Annotated in this window: 23 protein-coding genes; 12 read left to right on the forward strand and 11 right to left on the reverse strand. The window is 70.9% G+C overall.

Annotated elements, in window-relative coordinates; all coding sequences use genetic code 11:
• The first annotated feature begins 33 nt into the window (after positions 1-33).
• Positions 34-1,146: a DUF5937 family protein gene (locus tag OG407_RS23565; RefSeq protein ID WP_405860906.1), complete on the forward strand. Its 1,113-nt coding sequence runs from the start codon at positions 34-36 to the stop codon at positions 1,144-1,146.
• A gap of 48 nt (positions 1,147-1,194) precedes the next feature.
• On the opposite strand, the gene OG407_RS23570 is transcribed toward OG407_RS23565, so the two are convergent.
• Together OG407_RS23570 and OG407_RS23575 are read right to left on the reverse strand one after the other, a co-directional pair.
• Positions 1,195-1,866: a response regulator transcription factor gene (locus OG407_RS23570; protein WP_026151569.1), complete on the reverse strand. Its 672-nt coding sequence runs from the start codon at positions 1,864-1,866 to the stop codon at positions 1,195-1,197.
• A gap of 98 nt (positions 1,867-1,964) precedes the next feature.
• Positions 1,965-3,170 (reverse strand): sensor histidine kinase, encoded by a 1,206-nt coding sequence (locus OG407_RS23575; protein ID WP_328680501.1) that lies wholly within the window; start codon positions 3,168-3,170, stop codon positions 1,965-1,967.
• A gap of 118 nt (positions 3,171-3,288) precedes the next feature.
• On the opposite strand from OG407_RS23575, the gene OG407_RS23580 reads away from it, so the two are divergent.
• Positions 3,289-4,320, forward strand: coding sequence for an SAM-dependent methyltransferase (locus OG407_RS23580; protein WP_405860908.1), 1,032 nt, complete (start codon positions 3,289-3,291; stop codon positions 4,318-4,320).
• A 26-nt stretch (positions 4,321-4,346) separates the two neighbouring features.
• Here OG407_RS23580 and OG407_RS23585 read toward each other — a convergent pair whose 3' ends face one another.
• Positions 4,347-5,498, reverse strand: a complete 1,152-nt coding sequence (locus tag OG407_RS23585; RefSeq protein ID WP_405860910.1) for an NADH-quinone oxidoreductase subunit D — start codon at positions 5,496-5,498, stop codon at positions 4,347-4,349.
• Positions 5,499-5,529: 31 nt separating this feature from the next.
• On the opposite strand from OG407_RS23585, the gene OG407_RS23590 reads away from it, so the two are divergent.
• Both OG407_RS23590 and OG407_RS23595 read left to right on the forward strand, forming a co-directional pair.
• The gene (locus tag OG407_RS23590) at positions 5,530-6,030 is read left to right on the forward strand and encodes a PH domain-containing protein (protein ID WP_405860912.1); all 501 of its coding nucleotides are present in this window, start codon (positions 5,530-5,532) and stop codon (positions 6,028-6,030) included.
• Complete coding sequence (locus OG407_RS23595) at positions 6,027-7,382, forward strand: PH domain-containing protein (protein WP_405860914.1); 1,356 nt, start codon at positions 6,027-6,029, stop codon at positions 7,380-7,382. Before OG407_RS23590 ends, OG407_RS23595 begins: the two co-directional genes overlap by 4 nt.
• A 7-nt stretch (positions 7,383-7,389) precedes the next feature.
• Here the strand turns inward: OG407_RS23595 and OG407_RS23600 are convergent, their stop codons facing one another.
• A complete protein-coding gene (locus OG407_RS23600) occupies positions 7,390-8,784 on the reverse strand; it encodes a hypothetical protein (protein WP_405860916.1) in 1,395 nt (464 codons plus the stop codon).
• A gap of 88 nt (positions 8,785-8,872) precedes the next feature.
• Positions 8,873-10,009 carry an alpha/beta hydrolase gene (locus OG407_RS23605; RefSeq protein WP_405860918.1) on the reverse strand — a complete coding sequence of 379 codons (1,137 nt, stop codon included), beginning with the start codon at positions 10,007-10,009 and terminating at the stop codon, positions 8,873-8,875.
• 200 nt (positions 10,010-10,209) lie between these two features.
• Between OG407_RS23605 and OG407_RS23610 the strand changes: the two genes are divergently transcribed.
• From OG407_RS23610 to OG407_RS23635, 6 genes are all read left to right on the forward strand, one after another.
• A complete protein-coding gene (locus OG407_RS23610; RefSeq protein ID WP_405860920.1) occupies positions 10,210-12,045 on the forward strand; it encodes a phosphatidylglycerol lysyltransferase domain-containing protein in 1,836 nt (611 codons plus the stop codon).
• A gap of 570 nt (positions 12,046-12,615) precedes the next feature.
• Positions 12,616-13,524, forward strand: a complete 909-nt coding sequence (gene folP, locus OG407_RS23615; protein WP_405860922.1) for a dihydropteroate synthase — start codon at positions 12,616-12,618, stop codon at positions 13,522-13,524.
• Positions 13,521-14,024, forward strand: a complete 504-nt coding sequence (locus OG407_RS23620; protein WP_266860398.1) for a nuclear transport factor 2 family protein — start codon at positions 13,521-13,523, stop codon at positions 14,022-14,024. Before folP ends, OG407_RS23620 begins: the two co-directional genes overlap by 4 nt.
• A gap of 246 nt (positions 14,025-14,270) precedes the next feature.
• Positions 14,271-14,630 carry a dihydroneopterin aldolase gene (gene folB / locus OG407_RS23625; protein WP_033286136.1) on the forward strand — a complete coding sequence of 120 codons (360 nt, stop codon included), beginning with the start codon at positions 14,271-14,273 and terminating at the stop codon, positions 14,628-14,630.
• Positions 14,627-15,238 carry a 2-amino-4-hydroxy-6-hydroxymethyldihydropteridine diphosphokinase gene (gene folK / locus OG407_RS23630; protein WP_365302116.1) on the forward strand — a complete coding sequence of 204 codons (612 nt, stop codon included), beginning with the start codon at positions 14,627-14,629 and terminating at the stop codon, positions 15,236-15,238. The genes folB and folK overlap by 4 nt, the downstream gene beginning before the upstream one ends.
• A 59-nt stretch (positions 15,239-15,297) precedes the next feature.
• Positions 15,298-15,786: a DUF3180 domain-containing protein gene (locus tag OG407_RS23635; RefSeq protein WP_405860925.1), complete on the forward strand. Its 489-nt coding sequence runs from the start codon at positions 15,298-15,300 to the stop codon at positions 15,784-15,786.
• Between the two features lie 117 nt (positions 15,787-15,903).
• Here the strand turns inward: OG407_RS23635 and folE are convergent, their stop codons facing one another.
• From folE to dacB, 6 genes are all read right to left on the reverse strand, one after another.
• Positions 15,904-16,509: a GTP cyclohydrolase I FolE gene (gene folE / locus OG407_RS23640; protein ID WP_318017968.1), complete on the reverse strand. Its 606-nt coding sequence runs from the start codon at positions 16,507-16,509 to the stop codon at positions 15,904-15,906.
• A gap of 133 nt (positions 16,510-16,642) precedes the next feature.
• Entirely contained in the window at positions 16,643-18,676 is a 2,034-nt protein-coding gene (ftsH, locus tag OG407_RS23645) for an ATP-dependent zinc metalloprotease FtsH (protein WP_405860926.1), read from the reverse strand.
• Positions 18,677-18,862: 186 nt separating this feature from the next.
• A complete protein-coding gene (gene hpt / locus OG407_RS23650; RefSeq protein WP_019064278.1) occupies positions 18,863-19,423 on the reverse strand; it encodes a hypoxanthine phosphoribosyltransferase in 561 nt (186 codons plus the stop codon).
• Between the two features lie 65 nt (positions 19,424-19,488).
• Positions 19,489-20,529: a tRNA lysidine(34) synthetase TilS gene (gene tilS, locus OG407_RS23655; RefSeq protein ID WP_405860929.1), complete on the reverse strand. Its 1,041-nt coding sequence runs from the start codon at positions 20,527-20,529 to the stop codon at positions 19,489-19,491.
• A 193-nt stretch (positions 20,530-20,722) separates the two neighbouring features.
• Positions 20,723-21,844, reverse strand: coding sequence for a zinc-dependent metalloprotease (locus OG407_RS23660; RefSeq protein WP_359613970.1), 1,122 nt, complete (start codon positions 21,842-21,844; stop codon positions 20,723-20,725).
• A 189-nt stretch (positions 21,845-22,033) separates the two neighbouring features.
• Positions 22,034-23,683, reverse strand: a complete 1,650-nt coding sequence (gene dacB, locus OG407_RS23665; RefSeq protein WP_405868557.1) for a D-alanyl-D-alanine carboxypeptidase/D-alanyl-D-alanine-endopeptidase — start codon at positions 23,681-23,683, stop codon at positions 22,034-22,036.
• Between the two features lie 124 nt (positions 23,684-23,807).
• Here dacB and OG407_RS23670 point away from each other — a divergent pair, with 124 nt between their 5' ends.
• The gene (locus OG407_RS23670; protein WP_019070224.1) at positions 23,808-24,299 is read left to right on the forward strand and encodes an inorganic diphosphatase; all 492 of its coding nucleotides are present in this window, start codon (positions 23,808-23,810) and stop codon (positions 24,297-24,299) included.
• A gap of 105 nt (positions 24,300-24,404) precedes the next feature.
• Positions 24,405-26,060 (forward strand): threonine/serine exporter ThrE family protein, encoded by a 1,656-nt coding sequence (locus tag OG407_RS23675; protein ID WP_405860931.1) that lies wholly within the window; start codon positions 24,405-24,407, stop codon positions 26,058-26,060.
• The last annotated feature ends 9 nt before the right edge of the window (positions 26,061-26,069 follow it).

The following is a 26,069-nucleotide window of genomic DNA, read 5'->3' on the forward strand; positions in this document are numbered from 1 at the left end:
GCGTTGTCAGTGGCGGGGTGCACGATTGGGGACATGAGCGTGCACATCGACATCACCGGGCTGCGGCCGGAGCGGATCACCTTCGCGCCCTCGCCGCTGGGCGAGCTGTGCATGGCGCTGCACGCGATGTCCGAACCGGGGCACCACCCCGGCCTCCAGGGCTGGGTCACCGGCGTCACCGCGCGGCTCGATCCGCATCTGGCCGACCGGATGTGCGAGGCGGACTTCCTGTGGAGGTCGACGTTCTCCGACCTGTTCCTGCCGTACGCGGGCATCCCGGGCCGGAGCACGCTCCCCGGGGCCACGCTCGCCGAGGAGCTGGACCTGCTGGACAAGCTGACGGACGAACAGTTCGTGGACGCGGCAATGGAGTTCACCACCTGCGCGATCTCCTACAGCACGGGCGGGCCAGGCCCGCTCACCGACGCCGGGATCCGGCGGCGCGCCCTGGAGCAGGCAGCCGCGCGCGGGCCGCATCAACTGGCGTTCACCGAGCGGCTGTTGGCCGACCCGCCGCGGACCAGGGCGTGGCTGCGGCAGTTCCTTGAGGACTGCGACGAGGCGTTCTTCGCGGAGACCTGGTCCCGGACGCACCACCAACTCGTGGCCGACGCCCGCCACAAGACGGACCTCCTGCACCACAAGGGCCTGGCGGAGGCACTGACCTCGATGTCCACCGCGGTGACCCTCGACGAGGGCGCCACCCGCATCACGATCGACAAGCTCGGCACCGGCCGTACGGCGACGAAGGACGGCGGCCTCCTCCTGGTGCCCACGGCCCTGGGCTGGCCGCACCTGACGGTCCTGTACCGGTACGGCTGGCAGCCCGTCGTGCACTACCCCGTGCTCAACACCCCCAAGATCGCCGCACCGACCTCCCTGGAGCAGCTGACCCTGCGGATGACCGCCCTGTCCCACCCGGTCCGCATGCGCCTGTGCCGCAGCCTGGCCCGCAGCGCGTTCACCACCAGCGAGCTGACCCAGGTGCACGGCATGACCGCCCCCGAGATATCCCGCCACCTCGGCGTCCTGAAGAAGGCCGGCCTGATCACCACCCGCCGCCGCGGCCGCTACGTCCTGCACCAGCTGGACGTCACGATGGTGGCCCGCCTGGGCAGCGACTTCCTGGAGGGCATCCTCCGATGACCGCCCTCGGGCGCGGGCATCCTCCGACGCACCCCGGGTGATCGGGCGTCAGCCGTGCCCGCCCGCCCGCACCAGCCCCGTCTCGTACGCCAGGACGACGACCTGCACCCGGTCCCGCAGGCCGAGCTTGGTCAGGATGCGGCCGACGTGGGTCTTCACGGTCGCCTCGGACAGCACCAGGCGGGCCGCGATCTCGCCGTTGGACAGGCCCTGGGCGACGAGGATCATGACCTCGCGCTCGCGCTCGGTGAGGCGCTCCAGCTCCTTGTGCTGGGGCTCCTTCCCGGTGGCGGGCAGCATCGGGGCGAAGCGGTCCAGGAGGCGGCGGGTCGTCGAGGGCGCCACCACGGCGTCCCCGCTGTGCACCGAGCGGATCGCGGTGAGGAGTTCGCCGGGCGGCACGTCCTTGAGCATGAAGCCGGAGGCACCGGCCTTCAGCCCGGAGAAGGCGTACTCGTCGAGGTCGAAGGTGGTCAGGATCAGCACCTTCGGCGGGTTCTCGCCCTGGCAGATGCGGCGGGTGGTCTCCACCCCGTCCAGCTTCGGCATTCGGACGTCCATCAGGACCACGTCGACCGCGGTCGCGGCGAGCACCTGAAGGGCCTCGACGCCGTCGCCCGCCTCGGCGACGACCTCCATGTCCGGCTGGGCGGCGAGCACCATCCGGAACCCGGTGCGCAGCAGCACCTGGTCGTCGACGAGCATCACGCGGATCGCCATCGGGTCCTCTTCCGTTCCGTCAACAGGATCGTTCAACAATTGGTTCAACAGGTCGTTCAACAATTCGTTACAGGTGTCACTGCCCGGCCTACGACAGGTCAGTGCGCGGGTTTCAGCGGCAGCAGCGCGCTGATACGGAAGCCGCCGCCGGGCCGCGGTCCCGCGTCGAGCGTGCCCCCGACCATGCCCACCCGCTCACGCATACCGATCAGACCATGCCCCTGGCCGTCGGCGCCGCCCTCCTCGTACAGCTCGTGCGGGGCGCCCTTCCCGTCGTCCTCGACGAGCAGCCCGAGGCCGTCGTCGAAGTAGACCAGCCGCACACTGGCGCCCGTGTTCGGGCCGCCGTGCTTGCGGGTGTTGGTGAGCGCCTCCTGGACGATCCGGTACGCCGTCAGCTCGACGCCGCTGGGCAGCGGGCGCGGGGTGCCCTCGACCTTGAAGTCGACGGGCAGTCCGGACGTACGGCACTGCTCGACCAGGTCGTCGATCTGCTCGACGTCCGGCTGCGGCACGTACTCGCCGGCCTCCTTGTGCTCGCCGGTGCGCAGCACGCCCAGCAGGCGGCGCATCTCGGCGAGGGCCTGGCGGCCGGTGGAGGAGATCGTCTCCAGGGCCTTCTTCGCCTGGTCCGGCGCGGAGTCGAGGACATAGGCGGCGCCGTCCGCCTGGACGACCATCACCGACACGTTGTGCGCGACCACGTCGTGCAGCTCGCGGGCGATCCGGGCGCGCTCGGCGGCGACCGCGACCTTCGCCTGCGCCTCGCGCTCCTTCTCCAGCCGGGCGGCGCGCTCCTCCAGCTGCGCGAAGTACGCGCGCCGGGTGCGCATCGAGTCGCCGAGCACCCAGGCCAGCGCGAACGGCACCGTCTGGAAGATCGCCAGCGCGACCAGCCCGGCGGAACTGGTGTGCTCCTGCGGCCAGCGGATCTGCGCCAGGGTCGCCGCGGACAGACCGGCGGCCAGGGCGAAGCGGGAGGCCCAGCGGGCACCGATCGCGGCGACCGTGTAGACGATCACCAGCATGGCGAAGTCGGCCACCACGGGCTCGACGTCGAGAACCAGTTGCGCGAGGCCCGTCGCACTGGCCAGGACGAGCATCTTCTCCGGCCAGCGGCGGCGCAGCGCGATCGCCACACACATGACGGCGGACGCCGCGATCGCCCCGGCGGTCGTCCCGTGCCGGCCCGACTCGTAGCTGGTACTCGCGATGCTCACGCCGCTCAGCCCCAGCAGGAAGACAGCCCAGAAGGTGTCGACCCATGTCGGGTGTCTGCGGAGGAAGTCGTAGAGGCGCTGCACGTAACCCAGCGTAGGGATGCGTGCAGTGTGCCGGGGTCAACCGGAGGATCGATCCGTATACGTCCGGCGTACTCCCCAAGGTGGAGGCCCCGTTGTCCTGTGCACTTAGTCTGACCACGTGACGGAAGACACCACGGGCCGGTGGCGCGGCTGGCGGACGGCGGCCGAGGAGGCCCTGTACGGACCCGAGGGCTTCTACCGCAGGCCCGAGGGACCCGCCGGACACTTCCGTACGTCCGTGCACGCGTCGGCGCTCTTCGCGGGCGCCGTGGCACGGCTGCTGTGCCGCGTGGACGAGGCCCTCGACAAGCCGGCCGCGCTGGACTTCGTGGACCTGGCCGCGGGCCGCGGTGAACTGGTGACCGGCATGCTCGCCGCGCTGCCGCCCGAAGTGGCCGCACGCGTGCGTGCGTACGCCGTCGAGATCGCCGACCGCCCCGTAGGACTCGATCCCCGCGTCGAGTGGCTGACCGAGCCCCCGAAGGGGATCACCGGGCTGCTGTTCGCCAACGAGTGGCTGGACAACGTCCCCGTGGAGGTGGCCGAGGTCGACCCCGCCGGCGTACCGCGGCTCGTGCTCGTGAGGGAGGACGGCACCGAGCGGCTCGGGGAACCCCTCTCCGGCGCGGAGGCCGAGTGGCTCGCCCGGTGGTGGCCCCAGACGCCCGAGGAGGGGCTGCGAGCCGAGATCGGCCTCCCCAGGGACACGGCCTGGGCGTCCGCCGTCGCCACCGTCGACCGGGGGCTGGCGACCGCCGTCGACTACGCGCACACCCGGGACACCCGCCCCCCGTTCGGCACCCTCACCGGCTTCCGCGAGGGCCGCGAGACGGTACCCGTACCGGACGGCTCGTGCGACATCACGGCGCACGTCGCCCTGGACGCCTGTGCGGAAGCGGGCGCGACGGCGGCCAATGCGGCGGACCCGCTCCCCGGCGCACGCCTGCTCACCCAACGCGCCGGCCTGCGCGCCCTCGGCGTCACAGGCGTACGCCCCCCGCTCACGCTGGCCTCCACCGACCCCGTGGCCTACGTCCGGGCGCTCGCGGGCGCCGGTGAAGCCGCCGAACTCACCGCACCGGGCGGCCTCGGCGACTTCGGCTGGCTCGTGCAGTCGGTTGGAATTCCGGACCCGCTGCAGGAGCCGTAACGCGCCCTGCTGGCAGCCGATTTCGGCTACTTGTCGATGTCCCCGACCACGAAGAACAACGACCCCAGGATCGCCACCATGTCCGCCACCAGCGTCCCCGGCAGCAGCACCGCGAGCGCCTGGATGTTGTTGTACGACGCCGAACGCAGCTTCAGGCGGTACGGGGTCTTCTCGCCCTTGCTGACGAGGTAGTAACCGTTGATCCCGAGCGGGTTCTCGGTCCACGCGTACGTGTGCCCCTCGGGCGCCTTCAGGACCTTCGGGAGCCGCTGGTTGATCGGGCCGGGTTCCAGTTCGGCGAGCCGGTCGAGGCAGGCGTCCGCGAGATCGAGCGCGTTGTGGGTCTGCTCCAGGAGCACCTCGAAGCGGGCGAGACAGTCGCCCTCCTGGCGTGTGACGACCTTCAAGGTGTCCTGGAGGTCGCCGTACGCGAGGTACGGCTCGTCGCGCCGCAGGTCGAAGTCGACGCCCGAGGCGCGCGCGATGGGCCCGCTCACTCCGTAGGCGTGCACGGCCTCCGCCGACAGTTCGCCGACTCCGCGCGTGCGGCCCCGGAAGATCTCGTTGCCGAGCACCAGGTCGTCGAAGCGGTCCATCCGGGAGCGCACGGCGGCGACGGCCTCACGCGCGCGTGCCGTCCAGCCCGCGGGGACGTCCTCCTTGAGGCCGCCGACGCGGTTGAACATGTAGTGCATGCGCCCGCCGGAGACCTCCTCCATGACGTTCTGGAGCACCTCGCGTTCCCGGAACGCGTAGAACACCGGGGTGATACCGCCGAGTTCGAGCGGGTACGACCCCAGGAACATCAGGTGGTTGAGCACCCGGTTCAGCTCGGCAAGCAGGGTGCGCGTCCACACCGCGCGCGGGGGGACCTCCATGCCGAGCATGCGCTCCACGGCGAGGACGACGCCGAGTTCGTTCGAGAAGGCCGACAGCCAGTCGTGGCGGTTGGCGAGCATGATGATCTGGCGGTAGTCGCGCGCTTCGAAGAGCTTCTCGGCGCCGCGGTGCATATAGCCGATCACCGGCTCCGCCTGCTGGATGCGCTCGCCGTCCAGGACGAGCCGCAGGCGCAGCACACCGTGCGTGGAGGGGTGCTGGGGGCCGATGTTGAGCACCATGTCGGTGCTCTCCGCGGCGCCGCCGATCCCGACCATGGTCTCCGTCGTGGGAGTCATGGGCACAGTCTCTCGTACGTACGCTTGCGGCATGGAAACGGGGACTGCCGCCCAGGACGGCGCGGCGCGCGAGCCGGTGTGGACCGGGCTGCCGCCGGGGCTGCTGAAGATGCGACGGCTGTTGCTGGTGTTGTGGCTGGGGCTGCTGGCCGTGGCCCTGGGGGTGCCGCTGGGGCTGTTCGTCGGCTCCGGCTGGGCGGCGTTCGCGCTGCTGCCGCTCGCCCTGATGGCGTGGGGCTGGGTACTCCTGGGCCGCAACTGGCGCTCCTGGAAGTACGCCGAGCGCGCCGACGACCTGCTGATCAGCAGGGGCGTGCTGTGGCACCACGAGACGATCGTGCCCTACGGGCGGATGCAGCTCGTGGAGGTGACCTCGGGGCCCGTGGAGCGGCACTTCGGGCTGGCCAGCGTGCAGTTGCACACGGCGGCCGCGGCGACCGACGCGACCATCCCGGGGCTGGTCCCGGCCGAGGCCGAGCGGCTGCGCGACCGGCTCACCGAGCTGGGCGAGGCCCGATCGGCGGGGCTGTGACGACGCCGGGCGCCGACAAGGACGCACCCGGGGCCACCGAGGCCGTACGGGAGCAAGTGCCGGTCGTGGAGCGGCGGTTGCATCCGGTGACGCCGTTGCGCCGGGCGTGGGCGCCGGTCGCCGTCATCATCGGGTGGGCGGTGCACGACCCCAACCAGGCGCAGGAACAGCTGACGAGGCTGACCACCATCACCCTCCTGATCGGGCTGGCCGTGATCGTGCCGGCCGCCGGTCTGTACGGCTTCCTGACCTGGTGGTTCACGCACTTCGCGGTGACCGACACCGAACTGCGCATCCGTACAGGGCTGTTGTTCCGGCGCACCGCACACATCCGGCTGGAGCGCATCCAGGCCGTCGACGTGACACAGCCCCTCCTCGCGCGCGTGGCGGGCGTCGCCAAGCTGAAGCTGGACGTCGTAGGGGCCGACAAGAAGGACGAACTCGCCTTCCTGGGCGAGGGCGAGGCGCGGGCGCTGCGGGCCGAACTCCTCGCGCGGGCGGCCGGGTTCGCGCCCGAGACCGCGCACGAGGTCGGCGAGGCGCCCGCGCGGCAGCTGCTGCACGTGCCGGCCGGGGTCCTCGCGGTGTCCCTGGTGCTGACCGGCGCCACCTGGGGATCGCTGGCCGCCGCACTCGTCGTACCGCCGCTCCTGTGGTTCGCCACCCAGAGCGTGTGGACGGTCCTCGCGACCGCGCTGCCGCTGCTGGGCGCGGCGGGCGCGAGCAGCGTGGGGCGGTTCGTCGGCGAGTACGACTGGACGGTGGGCGAGTCCCCGGACGGGCTGCGCATCGACCACGGACTGCTGGACCGCACGCACGAGACGGTGCCTCCGGGGCGGGTGCAGACCGTGCGGATCGTGGAGCCGCTGCTGTGGCGGCGGCGCGGCTGGGTGCGGGTCGAGCTGGACGTGGCCGGGTCGTCCAACTCCGTGCTGGTGCCGGTCGCCCCGCGCGAGATCGCCGAGGCCGTCGTCGCGCGCGTGCTGCCCGGCGTGACCGTGCCGCCCCGTGAGGCACTGTCCCGCCCGCCGCGACAGGCGGGCAGGTGCATGCCGTTGTGGTGGCGCGGCTACGGCATCGCGGTCACCGACACGGTCTTCGCGTCCCGGCACGGCCTGCTCCGCCGGAGCCTGGCGCTGGTGCCGCACGCGAAGGTGCAGAGCGTACGGCTGAGCCAGGGGCCCTGGGAGCGCCTCTGGGGGCTCGCCGAGGTGCACGTGGACACGGGGGCCAACAAGACCGTCACAGCGCGTCTGCGGGGCGCGGAGGAGGCCGCGGAGCTGCTCCGCGGCCAGGCCGAGCGGTCACGGACGGGCCGCAGGGACGCGCGCCCGGACCGCTGGATGGCCTGAGGGTCGGTCAGGAGGCGGCGCTGCGCAGCCCGTGGAGGTTGATCTGCTCGGTCTCGTCGTGGGCCGTCAGGTCGATGACCTGGCCGGCGCCGACATCGCGCGACCGCTCGTCGGCCGGCTTGAACTGCGCCTCCGCCTCAGCCTTGTGCACGGCGATGGCCTCCTCGCCCACGACGTCGGCGAGATCCTGGTTCTGTACGGCGTCCATCGCGGCGGACGTCGTGCCCTTCTGCATGCCGAAGAAGTCGAAGCCCCCCTCGATCATCGGACGCCGTACGGGAGACGCCGGTACGACCGCCACCGCGGTCGGCACGGTGAAGTGCCCGGACGGCTTCGCGGACGGGGCGAGTTGGGCGGGCTGTGCGGGCTTCGCGGCCGGGGGGACGGCGGCCGCGTGCTCATGCCCGTCGACCGCCTCGGGCTTCCCCTCCGCCTCGTCCTCCTGCGCGGCCTCCGACTCGGTGCCACCGCTGTCGGCCCGCACCGGGGCGGGCTCGGGCCGCGCGGAGTCGTCGTCCTTCGGCGCGAGGCCCTTCGGAGCGAAGTCCTTCGGTGCGGGGTCGCTCGTCGCGGAGTCCTTCGGCGCGGGCGCCGGCGTCTCGTTGTCGTCGTCGAGCCGGACCAGCGCCGCCTTGGCGCGCAGGAACAGCTTGGACCCCTCCGGGGAGAACACCGTGGGCTCCGCGGGCTTCTCCGCGACGGCCTCGGAGGCCGCGACGACCTCGGCCGCCTCCGACTCCTCGTCCTCGGAGTCACCTTCGGCGTCGACGTCGGTCTCGCCCTCGGCGTCCGTCTCGTCCTCGGAGTCGGCCGAAGCAGCCACAGCCTCGGTGTCGTCCGTCTCGACGTCGTCGTCCTGGAGCTCCAGGTCCGCGTTCGCGTCCATGTCCGCCGAGGCGTCGTCGTCGCCGTCCGCCGGAACCGGTGGCAACGCGCGCGCGGGTTCCGCGGCCTCTATCTCCAGCAGGCGGCGGCCCTCCAGGGCGCTCGCTCGCTCGGTCTCGGCCGTGGCGTACCGGCGCAGCAGGGCCGCGTGTTCGTTGCGCAGGCCCGCCAGCTCGGTGCGCTTGGCGCGCAGCTTGTGCTCCAGCTTGACGCGGAGTTCGCGCGACTCGTCGAGGTCGGACTCAAGCTCGGCGAGCCGCTCCTCGTAGCGCCACTCGTCGCTCGTACGCGCGCGTATCAGGTCGGCCACCTGCTTGCCCGCCTGTGTGTCCCAGCGGCGCATGAACGCCGCACCGACGAGCGCGGTCGCGGCGGCGATCGCCGCGACTATGCGGAGCGCCGCCGGCTGCGAGAAGACCCAGGGCCCGAAGGCACAGACGAGCGACACGCCTGCGATCGCCGAGGGGGGCAACAACCGGTGCAACGGCGGGGAATGGCGGTGACGTCCACGTGGCATGGCCAGAAACTTACCGCGCGTAGGCGAATCATGGTGCCCCGCGCGGTAAAAACACAGCCACCCCTATTCCCTCGCACGGATTCAGCGGTCACTTCCACCAGTCGGTGAGCCGCCCGCTGATCCACTGGAGGGCCGGCGGGATCTCCCGTCGCCAGGTGTTGAAGTTGTGGCCGCCGCTGTCCAGGATGATCGACGCGATACGGGTGGAGTTCTTGGCCCTCACCTGGTCGATGAATTTCAGGGTCTCTTTGTAGTTGTGTTCCCCGATCCTGCTGCTGGTGACGAGCAGTGAGGTGGCGGGCGCTGGCCGGTGCTTGAGGTACCACGACAGGTTCGCCTCGTTCCGCAGCGTGCTGTTCCCCTGGAAGAGGTCGCCCGTGGTGGGGTCGCTCGGCGCCTTGTAGTACGGCGACAGGCCGACCCCTGCGGCGTACACCCCGGGGTGGTGCATGGCGAGCTTCAGGGCGCAGTAACCGCCCGTGGAATCGCCCATGATGCCCCAGCTCCCGGGCTTTTTGCCCACCCTGTAGTGGGCCGCCACAGCGTCGGGGAGGTCCTTGGCGAAGAACGACTCGGTCTGCGGCCCGCCCGGGACGTCCACGCACTCCGTGTCGCGCGGCGGCGCCACCGTGGGCCGCATCATCACCAGGATCATCGGCCGCATCCGGCCCGCCCTGGCCAACTGCAGGGCCGTGCGCGGGTAGTTCAGCTTGTCGACGAGCGCCTGGGCGGTGCCCGGGTACCCCGTGAGGACGACCGTCGCCGGGAACGAGCGCGTGCGGTACTGCGGCTGGAAGTACTCCGGCGGCAGGTACACGTACGCAGGGGTGGCGATGTGGGTCGTACGGCCGACTATGTCGACCCGCTGCACCTGGCCCACACTCTGTGGCCGCGAGGAGCCGCCCGGTGCGTCCACCCGCCGGGTCTCGACCACTTGGACCGGTCCGCCCTTGCCTTGGAGCGCCGAGTTGTCGACGACCACTCCCTGGTCGGTCTCCTTGCCGAACAGGTCGGCCCAGCTGGCGTAGAACCCGAAGGCCTGGTTGGCGCCGAGGCCGACGGAGACGAAAACCACCAACTGCGTTGCCAGCAGCAGGCCCACGCGTCCGCTGACGGCCCGCCAGTTGCGTCTGGCCAGGCGGGGCCACAGCCATACTGTGCCGATGAACAGCAGCACGGCGCAGACGACCGCCAGTACCAGCACTTTCCTGCTCGTGAGTCCCATCAGCTGTCCCCGCCTGCGCTTTCCGCCCATGGCGCACGCAAGTTTCGCGAACGCTTGCCCCGGGCTTTCCTCTGCCTTTGAACCGGCTTTTCGGTAAGGAAGGAACCTCCTTCCTCTAGACACCGTCCTAGAGGGCGCAATGTCGCCGGATGCCCGAATCGGGCCCGGATCCAAGGTCTCTCGCAGAACTACGGGATGCGATGTCTGTCAGGATAGATGGGGAATTGTCGGGTGGGGTTCCGAGCCGAACAGGTCGGGTCCGGCGCATAGTCCGAGGTCCGCGCCCCGAGGTCGTTCCCACGCTCGTCGCCAGGGCTTGCGCCCTCGTCGGCCTGCTGGACATCGCCGCGGGGGTGTTCCCGCGCTTCCGGCACAGCCGTATGCACACCATGGCGGAGGTGCTGCCGGGTGCGCTCGGTCCCTTCGCGGCGGCGCTCTCGCTCAGTGCCGGCGTGCTGCTGCTGCTCCTCGCGCACGGGCTCAGGCGGCGCAAGCGCCGGGCCTGGCGGGCCGCCGTCGCGCTGCTTCCGGCGGGCGCGGTGGCGCAGTTCGCGTACCGGCACTCCCTCATAGGAGTCGTCATCTCGGCGGCGCTGCTCGCGCCGCTGCTGCTGCACCGGGACGAGTTCCGGGCGCTGCCCGACCCGCGCAGCAGGTGGCGCGCGCTCGCCAACTTCGTGCTCATGGGCGCCGGTTCCCTCGTCCTCGGACTGGTCATCGTCAGCGTCCACTCCAAGCGCATGGTCGGCGACCCGAGCCTGGCCGATCGGATTACGCACGTCCTGTACGGCCTGTTCGGCTTCGAGGGCCCGGTCGACTACGAGGGCAGCACCTCCTGGACGGTCGCCTTCTCACTCGGCGCCCTGGGGCTGCTCACCGCCGTGACGACGATCTACCTCGCGTTCCGGCCCGAGCACCCGGCCGCACAGCTCACCCCGGAGGACGAGACGCATCTGCGCGCCCTCCTGGAGAAGCACGGCCGGCGCGACTCGCTCGGTCACTTCGCGCTCCGCCGCGACAAGGCCGTCGTGTTCTCGCCCAGCGGCAAGGCGGCGGTGACGTACCGCGTCGTCTCCGGAGTGATGCTCGCCAGTGGTGACCCCATCGGCGACGTGGAGGCCTGGCCGGGCGCCATCGAGCGCTTCATGGACGAGGCGAAGGCCCACTCCTGGACGCCCGCCGTCATGGGCTGCTCGGAGACGGGCGGCGAGGTGTGGACCCGCGAGACCGGTCTCGACGCCCTCGAACTGGGCGACGAGGCGGTGGTCGACGTGGCGGATTTCTCGCTCGCCGGGCGCGCGATGCGCAACGTACGCCAAATGGTGAAGCGCATCGAGCGGGCCGGCTACGAAACCCGGGTACGGCGTGTACGTGACCTCGGCGAGGGCGAGTTGGAGCGGATCCGGCTCGCCGCGGAGGCATGGCGGGGCACCGACACCGAGCGCGGCTTCTCCATGGCGCTCGGCCGTATCGGCGACCCTGAGGACGGTGACTGCTTCATCGCCACCGCCCACAAGACGGACGAACAGCCGGGCGAGTACGGCGACTTGAAGGCGATCCTGCACTTCGTGCCCTGGGGCACGGACGGCATGTCGCTGGACCTGATGCGCCGCGACCGCGCGGCGGACCCGGGGATGAACGAACTGCTGATCGTGGCCTCCCTCCAGGCGGCACCGAAGCTCGGCATCACGCGCGTGTCGCTCAACTTCGCCATGTTCCGCGCGGCACTCGCGCGGGGCGAGAAGATCGGCGCGGGCCCGGTGCTGCGCGCCTGGCGCGGACTCCTGGTCTTCCTGTCCCGCTGGTTCCAGATCGAGTCCCTGTACAAGTTCAACGCGAAGTTCCAGCCCCGCTGGGAACCCCGCTTCGTCGTCTACCGCGCCTCCGGCGACCTCCCCCGCATCGGCTTCGCCGCGATGCAGGCGGAAGGCTTCGTCAACCTGGCCCTCCCCCTCCCGCGCTTCCTCCGCCGCCGCACAGTCGCGGCCCCGGCCTGCACCCACGGGCTGGCGGAACGGGATGTACGCGCGGCCTGACCCACAGGCGCGGCCCGAGCGGGCCCCTCAGCTCCGGCTGGGGACACCGCTCGGGCCGGGCCAAGGGTTTCCGCCCGACCGCCCCGTAGGCCTCCACACGGACCACGGAGCCCTACGGCGACAGGCACGCTCCGGTCCGCCGAGAGCCACGGGCCGACGGCCGCCGACAGACCCTCCAAGGCCGCAGGCCAGCACCGCCAAGACGGGCCGCCAGCGAACGATCCACAGCCGAACGCCCCACTCACCGGCTATCGCGCCCCTCCCGCCGCGGAGCAGACCGCCCTCCGGAGCGCGGTCCGGTCCGCCGAAGGCCGCGAGCGACCGCTGCAGGGCAGGCGTCCGCCACCAGACACTCCAAGACCGCGAGCCAATACGGCGCAGCCGCGCACCACCCCCACCACCGCGAAGCCGGCCCACGGGCGAGGACCCCACCGACAGCCCCCCGCGCGCCCCTCAACCGCAACACCCCACACCCCGCCCCACCCCGAAGTCCCCCTCCCCCACCGGACCAGCCCGCCTCCACCCGGCCCGCAGGGCCGTGCCCCCTCCTCCTGGGCCTACGCTGAACGTATGAGCAAGCAGAGCGGGCGCGGGCGCGTCACGGGCCTTCCGGAGTGGGACCGGTGCGCGGTCATGGGGGTGGTGAACGTCACCCCTGACTCCTTCTCCGACGGCGGCCGCTTCTTCGACACCACGGCGGCCGTGAAGCGCGGCCTCGACCTGGTCACCGAGGGCGCCGACCTGGTGGACGTCGGCGGTGAGTCCACCCGCCCCGGCGCCTCCCGCGTCGACGAGGCCGAGGAACTCAAGCGCGTCATCCCCGTAGTGCGCGGCCTCGCCTCCGAAGGCGTCACCGTCTCCGTCGACACCATGCGCGCCTCCGTCGCCGAGCGCGCCCTCGCAGCAGGCGCCGCCCTCGTCAACGACGTCAGCGGCGGCCTCGCCGACCCCGCGATGATCCCGGTCGTCGCCGCCTCGGGCGCCCCCTTCGTCGTCATGCACTGGCGCGGCTTCCTGGAGGGCGGCAACGTCAGGGGGGTCTACGACGACGTCGTCACCGAGGTCGTAGACGAACTGCACGCACGCGTGGAGGCCGTTCTGGCCGGCGGTGTCGCCCCCGACCGGGTCGTCGTCGACCCGGGCCTCGGCTTCTCCAAGGACGCCGAGCACGACCTCGTCCTCCTCGCCCACCTCGACCGCCTGCTCGCCCTCGGCCACCCCCTCCTGGTCGCCGCCTCCCGCAAACGGTTCCTCGGCCGCGTCCTCGCAGGCCCCGCGGGCGCACCCCCGCCCGCGCGCGAGCGCGACGCCGCCACGGCCGCCGTCTCCGCGCTCGCGGCGCACGCCGGCGCGTGGGCGGTGCGCGTCCACGAGGTCCGCGCCACGGCCGACGCCGTACGCGTCGCACGCGCCGTCGAGGGAGCGCGCGCCCCGGCCGCCCGGGCGGCTTCGCACACCAGCTCCGAGGGAGCCCTGTGACCGCCCCGCACACCGACGTCGAGCAGGTGGAACTCGCCAACACCGCGTTCTACGAGACGCTGGAGCGCGGTGACTTCGACGAGCTGTCCGCGCTCTGGCTCACGCCGGCCGACCTCGGCGTCGACGAGGAGTACCACGACCCGGCGGACAGCGGCGTGATCTCCTGCGTGCACCCGGGCTGGCCGGTGCTGACCGGCCGCGGCGAGGTCCTGCGGTCGTACGCGCTGATCATGGCGAACACCGAGTACATCCAGTTCTTCCTCACCGACGTGCACGTCTCGGTGACCGGCGACACCGCGCTGGTCACCTGCACGGAGAACATCCTCAGCGGCGGCCCCTCCCCCGACGACAGCGACGAACTGGGCCCGCTGGTCGGCCAGCTCGTGGTCGCCACGAACGTGTTCCGGCGCACCCCCGAGGGCTGGAAGCTCTGGTCGCACCACGCGTCCCCCGTTCTGGCCGAAAACGACGAGGACGACAGCGAGGACACCCCCACCTGAGTGGGTAGGCGCCCATCAGGACCAAGAAGTGGTTGGAATCACGAACCCCGGGGTAGGGGCGGCTACCGACCCATGAGCCACCGGGTTCCCCAGGGGAAACACTCCATGAATCCTCTGACCCCGGGCGGCGCCCACGCCCTCGCGGCCGGGCGTTGTCAGTGCCCGCAGGTAGATTCGTTCGAGGCCGGGGTACCGCCCGCACACGGTACGAACCGGCCACCACCGACGATTGCAGGAGTGATTCGCGTGGATCGTGTCGCGCTGAGCGGCCTGAAGGCCCGCGGGCACCACGGCGTGTTCCCCAAGGAGCGCGAGGAGGGCCAGACCTTCATCGTGGACCTCGTCCTGGGCCTGGACACCCGGCCGGCCGCCGCCGACGACGACCTGGCGAAGACCGTGCACTACGGGATCGTGGCCGAGGAGGTCGTGGCCGTCGTCCAGGGCGAGCCCGTCAACCTCATCGAGACCCTCGCCGAGCGCATCGCGCAGACCTGCCTGAAGCACGAAGGGGTCGAGGAGGTCGAGGTCCGCGTCCACAAGCCGGACGCCCCGATCACCGTCCCCTTCGACGACGTGACCGTCACCATCACCCGGAGCCGAGTATGACCTTCTCGTTCACCGAGGGTCACAGCGACCCGACCGTCCAGCCGGTGCCCGCCTCCGTGGTGCAGCAGGTGGACGCCGCCGACACCACCCTCAGCAACCCGAGGCGCGCCGTGATCTCCATCGGCGCGAACCTGGGCAACCGCCTGGAGACCCTCCAGGGCGCCATCGACGCCCTGGAGGACACCCCCGGCGTCCGCATCAAGGCCGTGTCGCCGGTCTACGAGACGGAGCCGTGGGGCGTCGAGCCCGGCAGCCAGCCGTCGTACTTCAACGCGGTCGTCGTCCTCAAGACCACCCTGCCCCCGTCCTCCCTGCTGGAGCGGGCGCACGCGGTCGAGGAGGCCTTCCACCGGGTCCGCGAGGAGCGCTGGGGCGCGCGCACGATCGACGTCGACATCGTCGCGTACGCCGACGTCGTCTCGGACGACCCGGTCCTGACGCTCCCCCACCCGCGCGCCCACGAGCGGGCCTTCGTGCTCGCGCCGTGGCACGACGTGGAGCCCGAGGCGCAGTTGCCCGGCCGCGGCCCGGTCGCCATTCTCCTCGACACCGTCACGCGTGACGGTGTCGCGCCCCGCAAGGACCTGGAACTCCGGCTGCCCGAGTAGTCGTTAAGGTCGAGACGACCACAACGCCCGGACAGGGCACGGGGAGCTGAAGGGACACCGTGAGAGAGCTGCGGATCAGGGTACTGGCCGGCGTGTTCGTGATCGCCGGAGTGCTGTCCTGGGCGGGGGCCCGGCTGTGGAGCGCGGTGGGGACCCTGCCGAGCGTCCCGCTGGCCGCGCCCATCGTCCTCGCCGTGATCGCCGTGGTCCTGCTGGCCACGGCGCTCTCCCTGCGCGCCCGCCTCAAGGCCCAGCGCGAGCGCCGCGCCGGCGCCAAGGGCGTCGACCCCCTGATGGCCGCCCGCGCGGTCGTCTTCGGCCAGGCCAGCGCCCTGGTGGCCGCCCTCGTCGCCGGCATGTACGGCGGCACGGGCGCCTACCTCCTGGAGTCCCTGGACATCCCCGCCCGCCGCGACCAGGCCATCTACGCCGGCTTCTCGGTCCTGGCGGGCATCGCGGTCATAGCGGCGGCGATCTTCCTGGAGCGCGTCTGCAAGCTCCCGGAGGACGACGACAACAACGCGGCAGGGGCAACCCCGGTCACCTGATGGGATAGCGCCGGTCGCTTGAGCGCCCCGAAAGGGGCGCGGGGCTGTGTCTCTATGCGGCTCCGCCGCGTGGGCGCGACCAGCCACGACGAAGCCGCACCCGACCGACGGTCCCCCTCAGCGCGCCATGATGAGGCTCATCGCCTCGTTACGCGTAGCCGGATCCCGCAACTGCCCCCGCACCGCAGACGTGATGGTCTTGGCGCCAGGCTTCCGCACCCCCCGCATCGACATGCACATGTGCTCACACTCGACGACGACGATGACCCCCCGCGGCTCCAGGATCTCCATCAGCGAGTCCGCGACCTGCGTCGTGAGCCGCTCCTGCACCTGCGGCCGCCGAGCGTAGACGTCCACCAGCCGAGCCAGCTTCGACAACCCGGTGATCTTCCCGTCGGCGGACGGGATGTAGCCGACATGGGCGACACCCACGAACGGCACCAGATGGTGCTCACAGTTGCTCAGGACCTCGATGTCCTTCACCAGGACCATCTCGTCGTGCCCCAGGTCGAACGTCGTCGTCAGCACATCCTCCGGCTTCTGCCACAACCCCGCGAATATCTCCTTGTACGCCCGCGCCACCCGCGCCGGCGTCTCCCTGAGCCCCTCACGGTCCGGGTCCTCGCCGACCGCGATCAGCAGTTCGCGTACGGCGTTCTCGGCGCGCTTCTCGTCGAAGACGCCGATCGCTCCCTCGCCGTCGAGCGTCACGGGGTCGGTCATGTCGGTGCCTCGTTCCTGTGCGGGTCGCGCGTGTGCGGACACACGCCTCAGTTGCGGGCAAATGGAAAAGCCGCGCCCCCCAGGCTAAATCCAGGGGGGCGCGGCTTCCATTTCGAGCCGTGTGAGACTCGCGTCAGTTCTCGGGGCGGTCCTCCGGGGCCTTCTCCAGCGTGGGAGAGGACTCGGTGGTCGCACCGGCGGTGATCGCGGGACCCGCGCCGTTCGTCCCGTTCGTCAGTGACAGCTCCTTGGGGGAGAGCACCGGCGGGCGGGTGGACGGCGTACGGCGGGAGGAGCCGGTCCAGGAGGGACGGGCCGGACGCCGGATGATCGGAGTGAAGACCTCGGCGATCTGCTCCTTGTTCAGCGTCTCCTTCTCCAGCAGCTGGAGCACGAGCGCGTCGAGCACGTCACGGTTCTCGACCAGGATCTCCCAGGCCTCGTTGTGCGCGTTCTCGATGAGCTTCTTGACCTCTTCGTCGACGAGCGCGGCGACCTCTTCCGAGTAGTCGCGCGGGTGCGACATCTCCCGGCCCAGGAAGGGCTCGGTGTTGTCGCCGCCGAACTTGATCGCGCCGAGGCGCTCGGTCATGCCGTACTGCGTGACCATCGCGCGGGCCGTGGCGGTGGCCTTCTCGATGTCGTTCGCGGCACCCGTGGTCGGGTCGTGGAAGACCAGTTCCTCGGCCGCGCGACCGCCCAGCATGTAGGCCAGCTGGTCGAGCATCTCGTTGCGCGTGGTCGAGTACTTGTCCTCTTCCGGCAGGACCATCGTGTAGCCCAGTGCACGGCCTCGGGAGAGGATCGTGATCTTGTGCACCGGGTCGGAGTTCGGGGAAGCCGCCGCGACCAGGGCGTGTCCGCCCTCGTGGTACGCCGTGATCTTCTTCTCCTTCTCCGACATGATCCGGGTCCGCTTCTGCGGGCCCGCGACCACACGGTCGATCGCCTCGTCCAGCATGAAGTTGTCGATCAGCTTGCGGTTGCCTCGGGCGGTGAGCAGGGCGGCCTCGTTGAGGACGTTGCTCAGGTCCGCGCCGGTGAAGCCCGGCGTGCGACGCGCGACGGCCGACAGGTCGACGTCCGGTGCGATCGGCTTGCCCTTCTGGTGAACCTTGAGGATCTCCAGACGGCCCTGCATGTCCGGGCGGTCGACCGCGATCTGGCGGTCGAAGCGGCCGGGGCGCAGGAGGGCCGGGTCGAGGATGTCGGGCCGGTTCGTCGCGGCGATGAGGATCACGCCGCCCTTGACGTCGAAGCCGTCCATCTCGACGAGCAGCTGGTTCAGCGTCTGCTCGCGCTCGTCGTGACCACCGCCGAGGCCGGCGCCGCGATGGCGGCCGACCGCGTCGATCTCGTCGACGAAGACGATCGCCGGAGCGTTCGCCTTGGCCTGCTCGAACAGGTCACGGACTCGGGAGGCACCGACACCGACGAACATCTCGACGAAGTCGGAACCGGAGATCGAGTAGAAGGGCACCCCGGCCTCGCCCGCGACGGCGCGCGCCAGCAGGGTCTTGCCGGTGCCGGGGGGGCCGTACAGGAGTACGCCCTTGGGGATCTTGGCGCCGACGGCCTGGAACTTCGCCGGCTCCTGGAGGAACTCCTTGATCTCGTGCAGTTCCTCGACGGCCTCGTCGGAGCCCGCGACGTCCGCGAACGTCGTCTTCGGGGTGTCCTTGGTGATGAGCTTGGCCTTGGACTTCCCGAAGTTCATGACTCGGGAGCCGCCGCCCTGCATCTGGTTCATCAGGAACAGGAAGACGACCACGATGAGGACGAAGGGGAGCAGCGACAACAGGATCCCGACGAAAGCGTTCTGCTTCGTCGGCGACACCGTGTAGCCGTCCGGAATCTGCTTGTCCTGGTACTTGGTCTGCAGCGTGGCCGCGAGGTCCACGCCTTGGTCGCCGATGTAGCTCGCCTGGATCTTGGAGCTGCCCTCGACCTTTGCGCCGTCCTTGAGCGTGACCTTGATGGTCTGCTCGTCACCGGTGGTGATCTTGGCCGACTCGACCTTGTTGTCATTGATCGCCTGGACGACCTGGCCGGTGTCCACCGCCTTGTAGCCGCCGGACGAGCCGACGACCTGCATCAACACGACCACGGCAAGGACGGCCAGCACGATCCACATGACCGGCCCACGGAAGTATCGCTTCACGTCCATCCATACGGAGCGAGAACGCTCCGTCCCTCCTGCCATAGTGAGTTTGATAAAGACAGTTCTTCTGACCGTACCCCAGCCATGTTGCACGAAGTCGCACGGGACGGCTGGGAGACGCGTCTGCATGCTCCAACGGCGCGAGGCCCGCTGGGGTTCCCGATCGTCTTACGGGGCTTGGGCCGAGTGGCTCTAGCCGCCGTAGACGTGCGGCGCGAGCGTACCGACGAACGGCAGGTTGCGGTACTTCTCGGCATAGTCGAGGCCGTAGCCGACGACGAACTCGTTCGGGATGTCGAAGCCGACCCACTCCACGTCGATGGCGACCTTGGCCGCCTCCGGCTTGCGGAGCAGGGTGCAGATCTTCAACGAGTCGGGCTCACGCGAGCCGAGGTTGGAGATCAGCCAGGACAGGGTCAGACCCGAGTCGATGATGTCCTCGACGATGAGGACGTGCTTGCCCTTGATGTCGGTGTCGAGGTCCTTGAGGATCCGCACGACACCGGAGGACTGGGTGCCCGCGCCGTACGACGACACGGCCATCCAGTCCATGGTGACGGGGGTGGACAGCGCCCGGGCGAGGTCCGCCATGACCATCACCGCGCCCTTGAGGACGCCGACGATCAGCAGATCCTTGCCCGCGTACTCCGCGTCGATCTTCGCGGCGAGCTCCACGAGCTTCGCGTCGATCTCTTCCTTGGTGATGAGCACCGACTGGAGGTCGTCACCCATGTCTTTCGCGTCCACCCGCATCACTTTCGGTCGTCCAACCGGCTACTACCTGGCCCCTCCCCCGGAGGCCCGGAGGGGGTGTCGATTCAGCCTTGCCGAATCACCAGTCTGCCACCCTGGCGACGGGCGACGACCTTGCCCGGGAGATTGATGGCTCCCTGGCCGCGCCAGCCGGTGATCAGGCGGTCGACTTCCTCGATGTGACGGGCGAACAGCGAACCGGCCGGGGCGCCGGACTGGATGGCGGCCCGGCGCAGGATGCGACGGCGTACGGCGGGCGGCAGGGCGTAGAGCTTGGCGCACTCCAGGAGGCCGGTGGCGTCCCTTACGGAGGCCTCGGCCTGGCTGGCCCAGGTGTCGAGGGCGTCGGCGTCGTCCCGGGAGAGCTGCGCCGTACGGGCGAGCGCTTCCACGACCCCTTTGCCGAGCGCCTTCTCCAGGGCCGGCAGGCCTTCGTGGCGCAGACGGGAACGCGTGTACGCGGGGTCGGCGTTGTGCGGGTCGTCCCAGACGGGCAGCGACTGGACCATGCAGGCCTTGCGGGCGGTCTGCCGGTCGAGCTGCAGGAAGGGGCGGCGGTAACGGCCGTCGGCCCCCGAGACCGCGGCCATCCCCGACAGGGAGCGGATGCCGGAGCCGCGGGCGAGGCCCAGCAGGACGGTTTCCGCCTGGTCGTCGCGCGTGTGGCCGAGCAGGACGGCGGCGGCGCCGTGTCGTGCGGCGCAGTCGTCGAGGGCTGCGTAGCGGGCGTCCCGGGCGGCTGCCTCGGGGCCGCCCTCGCGGCCCACGGTCACGGAAGTGGCTTCCACGGGGTCCAGGCCCAGTTCGCGCAGGCGCAGGACGACCTCGTCGGCGCGCAGGTCGGAGCCGGCCTGGAGGCCGTGGTCGACGGTGATGCCGCCGGCCCTGATGCCCAGCTTGGGGGCTTCGAAGGCGAGGGCGGAGGCGAGGGCCATGGAATCGGCGCCGCCGGAGCATGCGACGAGCACGAGCGGCGAGGGCGGGCGCTCGTGCGAGGTGTGCCGGGAGGCGCCGGCGGTCTGCAGTGCCTCGTGGTCGGTGAGGATGTCGTGGAGGACGCGGCGGACCGCCAGGCGTATCGCCGCGACCGCAGGATGGGGACCCATGTCCGGTTCCCTTCATGAAGTTTTCGGGGGGTTGGCCCGAGGTTCGGTCACTCAGAGTGTGTAGATGGTGACAGAACCGGGGCGTTCCCCGAGCATCGCACGCCTACCCATCGCTCACGGTCCCTCGGACGGGTGATTGCGGGGGCGTTCGCCTGCCGTCGGCCGAATCCGTTTCACCACATCCGCGACCGGTTCACGACTCGGCCTTGCGGTGCACCCGCGCGACCCAGTCCGCCGGTTTGGCGATCTCCGTCTTCGTGGGCAACGTGTTCGGCGAGGTCCACACCCGGTTGAAGCCGTCCATGCCCACCTGTTCGACGACCGCGCGTACGAACCGCTCGCCGTCCCGGTACTGCCGCAGCTTGGCGTCGAGGCCGAGCAGCTTGCGCAGCGCCGAGTCCAGCCGGGAGGCGCCCTTGGCGCGGCGCTGCTGGAACTTCTCGCGGATCTCCGCGACGCTCGGCACCACGTCCGGACCGACGCCGTCCATCACGAAGTCGGCGTGCCCCTCCAGGAGGGACATCACGGCGGTGAGCCGGCCGAGGATCTCCCGCTGCGCGGGCGTCTGCACGATCTCCACGAGGGACCGGCCCTCGTCGTCCTCCTCGCCCTCGGGCCGCCCGCCCGCCAACGACTGGGCGGCCTCCCGGATGCGCTCCAGGACCGTCATGGGGTCGACCTCGGTCTCCCCCAAGAACGACTGGATCTCGCCCTCCAGGTGGTCCCGCAGCCAGGGCACGGCCGTGAACTGCGTGCGGTGCGTCTCCTCGTGCAGGCACACCCACAGGCGGAAGTCGTGGGGCTGTACGTCGAGTTCGCGCTCCACGTGCACGATGTTCGGCGCAACCAGCAGCAGCCGCCCGCCCTTCGCCCCCGCCGGCAGCTCGCGGGACGCCGGGGCGAACGTCTCGTACTGGCCGAGCACGCGCGAGGACAGGAACGACAGCAGCATGCCCAGCTCGACGCCGGTCACCTTGCCGCCGACCGCGCCGAAAACGGCGCCCCCGGGGGTGTTGCCGCGCCGCTCCTGCATCTTGTCGAGCAGCGGCTTGAGGACCTCCCGGAACCCGGCGACGTTCGCCCGCACCCAGCCGGGGCGGTCGACGACCAGGATCGGGGTGTCGTGGATGTCGTCCGTGCCCATCCGGGTGAACCCCCGGACATGTTGCTCCGAGGCCTTCGCATGCCGGCGCAGCTCCGCGACGACGGCCCGGGCCTCGTCACGGCTCACCTCGGGGCCCGGCCGCACAAGTCGGGTCGCGGTCGCCACCGCGAGATTCCAGTCGACCATCTCGGCACCACCGATGCTCGTCATGCGTCAACCGTACGTGGTCGCTCCCACTTGGGGCAGGCCGCGACGGTCGGTCAGGTGGACGTCGGTTGCGAGGGCACCCGGTGTTGATGGCTGTGCCCACCCGTTCCGCCTTGCGGAACGCCTGCCCACAGCGGTAGCGGCTGTCCGCCGAGCGCAGGCCGTCGACCAGCTGCGGCCGCAGGCCCTGGTCTAACTGCAGCCGCAGGCCGCCAGTGCCGTGGCCGTGTGGTCCAGGGCTGCCTGGGCCTCCAGGGTGTTCACGGTGTTGGAGGCCATGAAGGCGAAGGCGAGGAGTTGGCCGTCCTTGTCCACGACCGTTCCCGCGAGGGTGTTGACGCCCGTCAGGGTGCCCGTCTTGGCGCGCACCACCCCCGCCGCTCCCGTGGCGTCCGTGTAGCGGGTCGTCAGGGTGCCGGTGAAGGCGGCGACGGGGAGGCCGGTGAGGACCGGGCGGAGTTCGGGGTGGGCCGGGGAACCTGCCTTGACCAGGAGGGCGGTCAGGAGGTCGGCGGTGAGGCGGTCGTCGCGGTTGAGGCCGCTGCCGTCGTTGAACACGGCGCCCTTGACCGGGAGTTGGAGCTTCGTCAGCTGGGCCCGGATCGCGGCGGCGCCGCCGTCGAAGTCGGCCCGCCCGCCCGTCGCGACGGCGGTCTGGCGGGCCAGGGCCTCCGCGATGTCGTTGTCGCTGTTGGTCAGCATCCGCTCGACGATGTCGGAAAGCGGGGGCGAGGAGACCGTGGCGAGGGTGGCGGCGCGACCCGTCGCCTTGGAGGGCCCCGGGGACGTCGTCGTAATGCCGTGCTTCTTCAGGAAGCCCGCGAATTTCTCGGCCGCGTCCGCCGCCGGGTCCTTCACCCGCCGCACCGGCCCGCTGGACGAGTCGTCCGTACGCCCCTCGTCGGCCATCAGGGCGCTGACCGGGGCGAGGTTCTCGTTGACCCCGATCGGGTGGAGTTCGGCACCGGAGTACAGGGTCTTGTCGTACGACAGCGTCACCTCGCTCACGCCGCGCTTCTTCAGGGCCACCGCCGTCCTGTCGGCCAGGGTGCGCAGGCTGGCCCAGCCCTCGGCGTCCTTGTGCGCGGTCAGCGTCGGGTCGCCGCCGCCGACCAGGACGAGTTCCTTGGTGTCGGGCTCCAGGGCGGCGCGGGTGGTGAGGCGGTGGTCGGCGCCCATCGCGGAGAGGGCGGCCGTCGCGGTGGCGATCTTCGTCGTCGAGGCCGGGGTCAACGCGTCGTCGGCGCCGACTCCGTAGAGGCGCTTTCCGGTGGAGACGTCGACCACGGCGGCCGTGTGGCGGGTGCCGAGCGCCGAGTTGCCCAGGAGGGGCGTGAGGACGTCCGCGAGGGCCGTGCCGGTCGGGGCCGACTTCACGGTGCTGGCGGCGCCGCCGAGGCCGACGAGGACGGACGCGGCGCTGGGGGCGGGTCGGGGTGCCTTGGCGGACGTATCGGAACTACGTCCGTGATCTACGCCACCTGACTGTTCCTGTGCGGCTGCGTAGTCCCGCTCGGCCGTACGCTGACCCGAGGAGTCCCAGGGACCGGCGGCGGTCACCACACCCGCGGCCAGCGCCATTCCGGCGGTGGCGGCGACGGCGGTGAACTGCCAGGTCCTGTTCGGCCGTGGCAACTTCGCGACCTGAGGTGACACGGATCCGACGAGCCGGGCGACCTTCGGTTTCACGGCTTCGGTGAGCCGCGTGGCCTGTGGTCTCGCGGCTTCGGTGAGCCGCGTGAACTGAGGCTTCACGGCTTGCGTGACCCGTGTGACCTGCGGTTTCACGGATTGCGCGGCCCGCTTGAGACGGGGCCGGACGGCTCGCGCGACCCGCGCCATCTGCGGTCTCGCGGCCTGCCAAGGCCTCAGCTCCGGCACGACCACCAGCCCCTTTCGCGATCACACACCTGCGTGAGGGACACTTAACCACCAGAAACATGTGCTGATCATGGAGGAGCCACCGGTGGAGTTCGACGTCACGATCGAGATCCCGAAGGGTTCGCGGAACAAGTACGAGGTGGACCACGAGACCGGTCGGATCCGCCTGGACCGTCGACTCTTCACCTCGACCAGTTACCCGGCCGACTACGGCTTCGTCGAGAACACTCTCGGCGAGGACGGCGACCCGCTCGACGCGCTGGTCATCCTGGAGGAGCCGACTTTCCCCGGCTGCCTCATCAAGTGCCGCGCGATCGGCATGTTCCGGATGACCGACGAGGCCGGCGGCGACGACAAGCTGCTGTGCGTCCCGGCGTCCGACCCGCGCGTGGAGCACCTGCGTGACATCCACCACGTGTCGGAGTTCGACCGCCTGGAGATCCAGCACTTCTTCGAGGTCTACAAGGACCTGGAGCCCGGCAAGTCGGTCGAGGGCGCCAACTGGGTGGGCCGTACGGACGCCGAGGCGGAGATCGAGCGCTCGTACAAGCGACTCAAGGAGCAGGGCGGCCACTGAGCCCCCCGGCGCACTGACGGGCCGCACGCACACGCGTGCGGCCCGTTTCCATGTCTGTGCGCATACTGAGGATCACTGGAGGTGTCGTACAGGGAGTGCTACGGAGTGACGGAAGCCGAGGACCGCAAGCCGCAGTCGGACGAGGCCAGGAGTGCCTTCACGGCTCCGGTGGGCGTCGAGGCGGCGGTCGTGGCGGCAGCTGACGGGGAGTCGTCCACGACGTCCGAGTTCGCCGTTCCGAGCGGCCTCGACGTGACGCCCGCGCCTACCGTCGAGGACTCCGAGGGGTCGGCGTTCAGTCCGCCCATCCTCTACAGCGCGCGCAAGGCGCCGCCCGCCTTCACACCGCCGACCGGGATCCCCGTCGTCAGCCTCACCAAGGACGTGCCCTGGCAGGACCGCATGCGCACGATGCTGCGGATGCCGGTGGCCGAACGGCCCGCTCCGGAGCCGGTGCAGAAGCCCGACGACAGCGGCCCCGCCGCACCGCGCGTGCTCGATCTGACGCTCCGCATCGGCGAGTTGCTGCTCGCGGGCGGCGAGGGCGCCGAGGACGTCGAGGCGGCGATGTTCGCGGTCTGCCGCTCCTACGGCCTCGACCGCTGCGAGCCGACCGTCACCTTCACCCTGCTGTCGATCTCCTATCAGCCCTCCCTGGTGGACGATCCGGTGACCGCGTCCCGGACCGTACGACGTCGGGGCACCGACTACACGCGGCTCGCGGCCGTGTTCCGGCTGGTCCAGGACCTCAGCGACCCGGAAACCGCACTCTCCTTGGAGGACGCCTACCGGCGGCTCGCGGAGATGCGGCGCAACCGGCACCCGTACCCCGGCTGGGTGCTGACCTCCGCCAGCGGGCTGCTCGCCGGTGCCGCCTCCGTGCTCGTCGGCGGTGACATCATCGTGTTCTTCGCCGCCGCGCTCGGGGCGATGCTGGGCGACCGGCTGGCGTGGCTGTGCGCGGGGCGGGGGCTGCCGGAGTTCTACCAGTTCACGGTCGCCGCGATGCCGCCCGCCGCGATAGGGGTCGCCCTCACGGTCGCCAACGTCGACGTGAAGGCCTCCGCGGTCATCACCGGTGGGCTGTTCGCCCTGCTGCCCGGGCGGGCGCTGGTGGCGGGCGTACAGGACGGACTGACCGGCTTCTACATCACCGCGGCGGCCCGGCTCCTGGAGGTCATGTACTTCTTCGTCGGCATCGTGGCCGGCGTCCTCATCGTCCTGTACTTCGGCGTGAAGCTCGGCGCCCAGCTCAATCCAGACGTCGCCCTCGGCAACTCCGACCGCCCGCTGTGGCAGATCGGCGCGTCCGTCCTGCTGTCGCTGACCTTCGCCGTACTGCTCCAGCAGGAACGATCCACCGTGCTCCTGGTGGCCCTCAACGGGGGTGTCGCCTGGTCCGTCTACGGGGCGATGAACTTCGTCGCGGGGATCTCGCCGGTTGCCTCTACGGCTGTTGCGGCGGGGTTGGTCGGGCTGTTCGGGCAGTTGCTGTCGCGGTACCGGTTCGCGTCGGCGTTGCCTTACACGACCGCGGCGATCGGGCCCCTGCTGCCGGGGTCCGCCACGTACTTCGGGCTGTTGGCTATCGCCCAGAACGAGATCGACAAGGGGCTGGTGTCGTTGGCCACGGCGGCGTCTCTCGCCATGGCCATCGCCATCGGGGTCAATCTGGGGTCGGAGATCTCGCGGTTGTTTCTGCGGATTCCGGGGGCTTCTGCGGGGGCGCGGCGGGCGGCCAAGCGGACCAGGGGGTTCTGAGCGCCTCAT

The sequence above is a fragment of the Streptomyces sp. NBC_01515 genome (assembly GCF_045040345.1).
GTDB lineage: Bacteria > Actinomycetota > Actinomycetes > Streptomycetales > Streptomycetaceae > Streptomyces.

What these genes read in the sequence shown, in the direction of transcription:
- OG407_RS23565 (WP_405860906.1), top strand. Translation starts at nt 34, where the DNA reads ATGAGCGTGCACATCGACATCACCGGGCTGCGGCCGGAGCGGATCACC.
- OG407_RS23605 (WP_405860918.1), bottom strand. Translation starts at nt 10,009, where the DNA reads ATGGGACTCACGAGCAGGAAAGTGCTGGTACTGGCGGTCGTCTGCGCC.
- OG407_RS23660 (WP_359613970.1), bottom strand. Translation starts at nt 21,844, where the DNA reads ATGACGAGCATCGGTGGTGCCGAGATGGTCGACTGGAATCTCGCGGTG.
- OG407_RS23570 (WP_026151569.1), bottom strand. Translation starts at nt 1,866, where the DNA reads ATGGCGATCCGCGTGATGCTCGTCGACGACCAGGTGCTGCTGCGCACC.
- OG407_RS23600 (WP_405860916.1), bottom strand. Translation starts at nt 8,784, where the DNA reads ATGCCACGTGGACGTCACCGCCATTCCCCGCCGTTGCACCGGTTGTTG.
- hpt (WP_019064278.1), bottom strand. Translation starts at nt 19,423, where the DNA reads ATGCGGGTGGACGCGAAAGACATGGGTGACGACCTCCAGTCGGTGCTC.
- dacB (WP_405868557.1), bottom strand. Translation starts at nt 23,683, where the DNA reads ATGGCGCGGGTCGCGCGAGCCGTCCGGCCCCGTCTCAAGCGGGCCGCG.
- OG407_RS23590 (WP_405860912.1), top strand. Translation starts at nt 5,530, where the DNA reads ATGGAAACGGGGACTGCCGCCCAGGACGGCGCGGCGCGCGAGCCGGTG.
- folP (WP_405860922.1), top strand. Translation starts at nt 12,616, where the DNA reads ATGAGCAAGCAGAGCGGGCGCGGGCGCGTCACGGGCCTTCCGGAGTGG.
- ftsH (WP_405860926.1), bottom strand. Translation starts at nt 18,676, where the DNA reads ATGGACGTGAAGCGATACTTCCGTGGGCCGGTCATGTGGATCGTGCTG.
- OG407_RS23610 (WP_405860920.1), top strand. Translation starts at nt 10,210, where the DNA reads ATGTCTGTCAGGATAGATGGGGAATTGTCGGGTGGGGTTCCGAGCCGA.
- folE (WP_318017968.1), bottom strand. Translation starts at nt 16,509, where the DNA reads ATGACCGACCCCGTGACGCTCGACGGCGAGGGAGCGATCGGCGTCTTC.
- tilS (WP_405860929.1), bottom strand. Translation starts at nt 20,529, where the DNA reads ATGGGTCCCCATCCTGCGGTCGCGGCGATACGCCTGGCGGTCCGCCGC.
- OG407_RS23585 (WP_405860910.1), bottom strand. Translation starts at nt 5,498, where the DNA reads ATGACTCCCACGACGGAGACCATGGTCGGGATCGGCGGCGCCGCGGAG.
- folK (WP_365302116.1), top strand. Translation starts at nt 14,627, where the DNA reads ATGACCTTCTCGTTCACCGAGGGTCACAGCGACCCGACCGTCCAGCCG.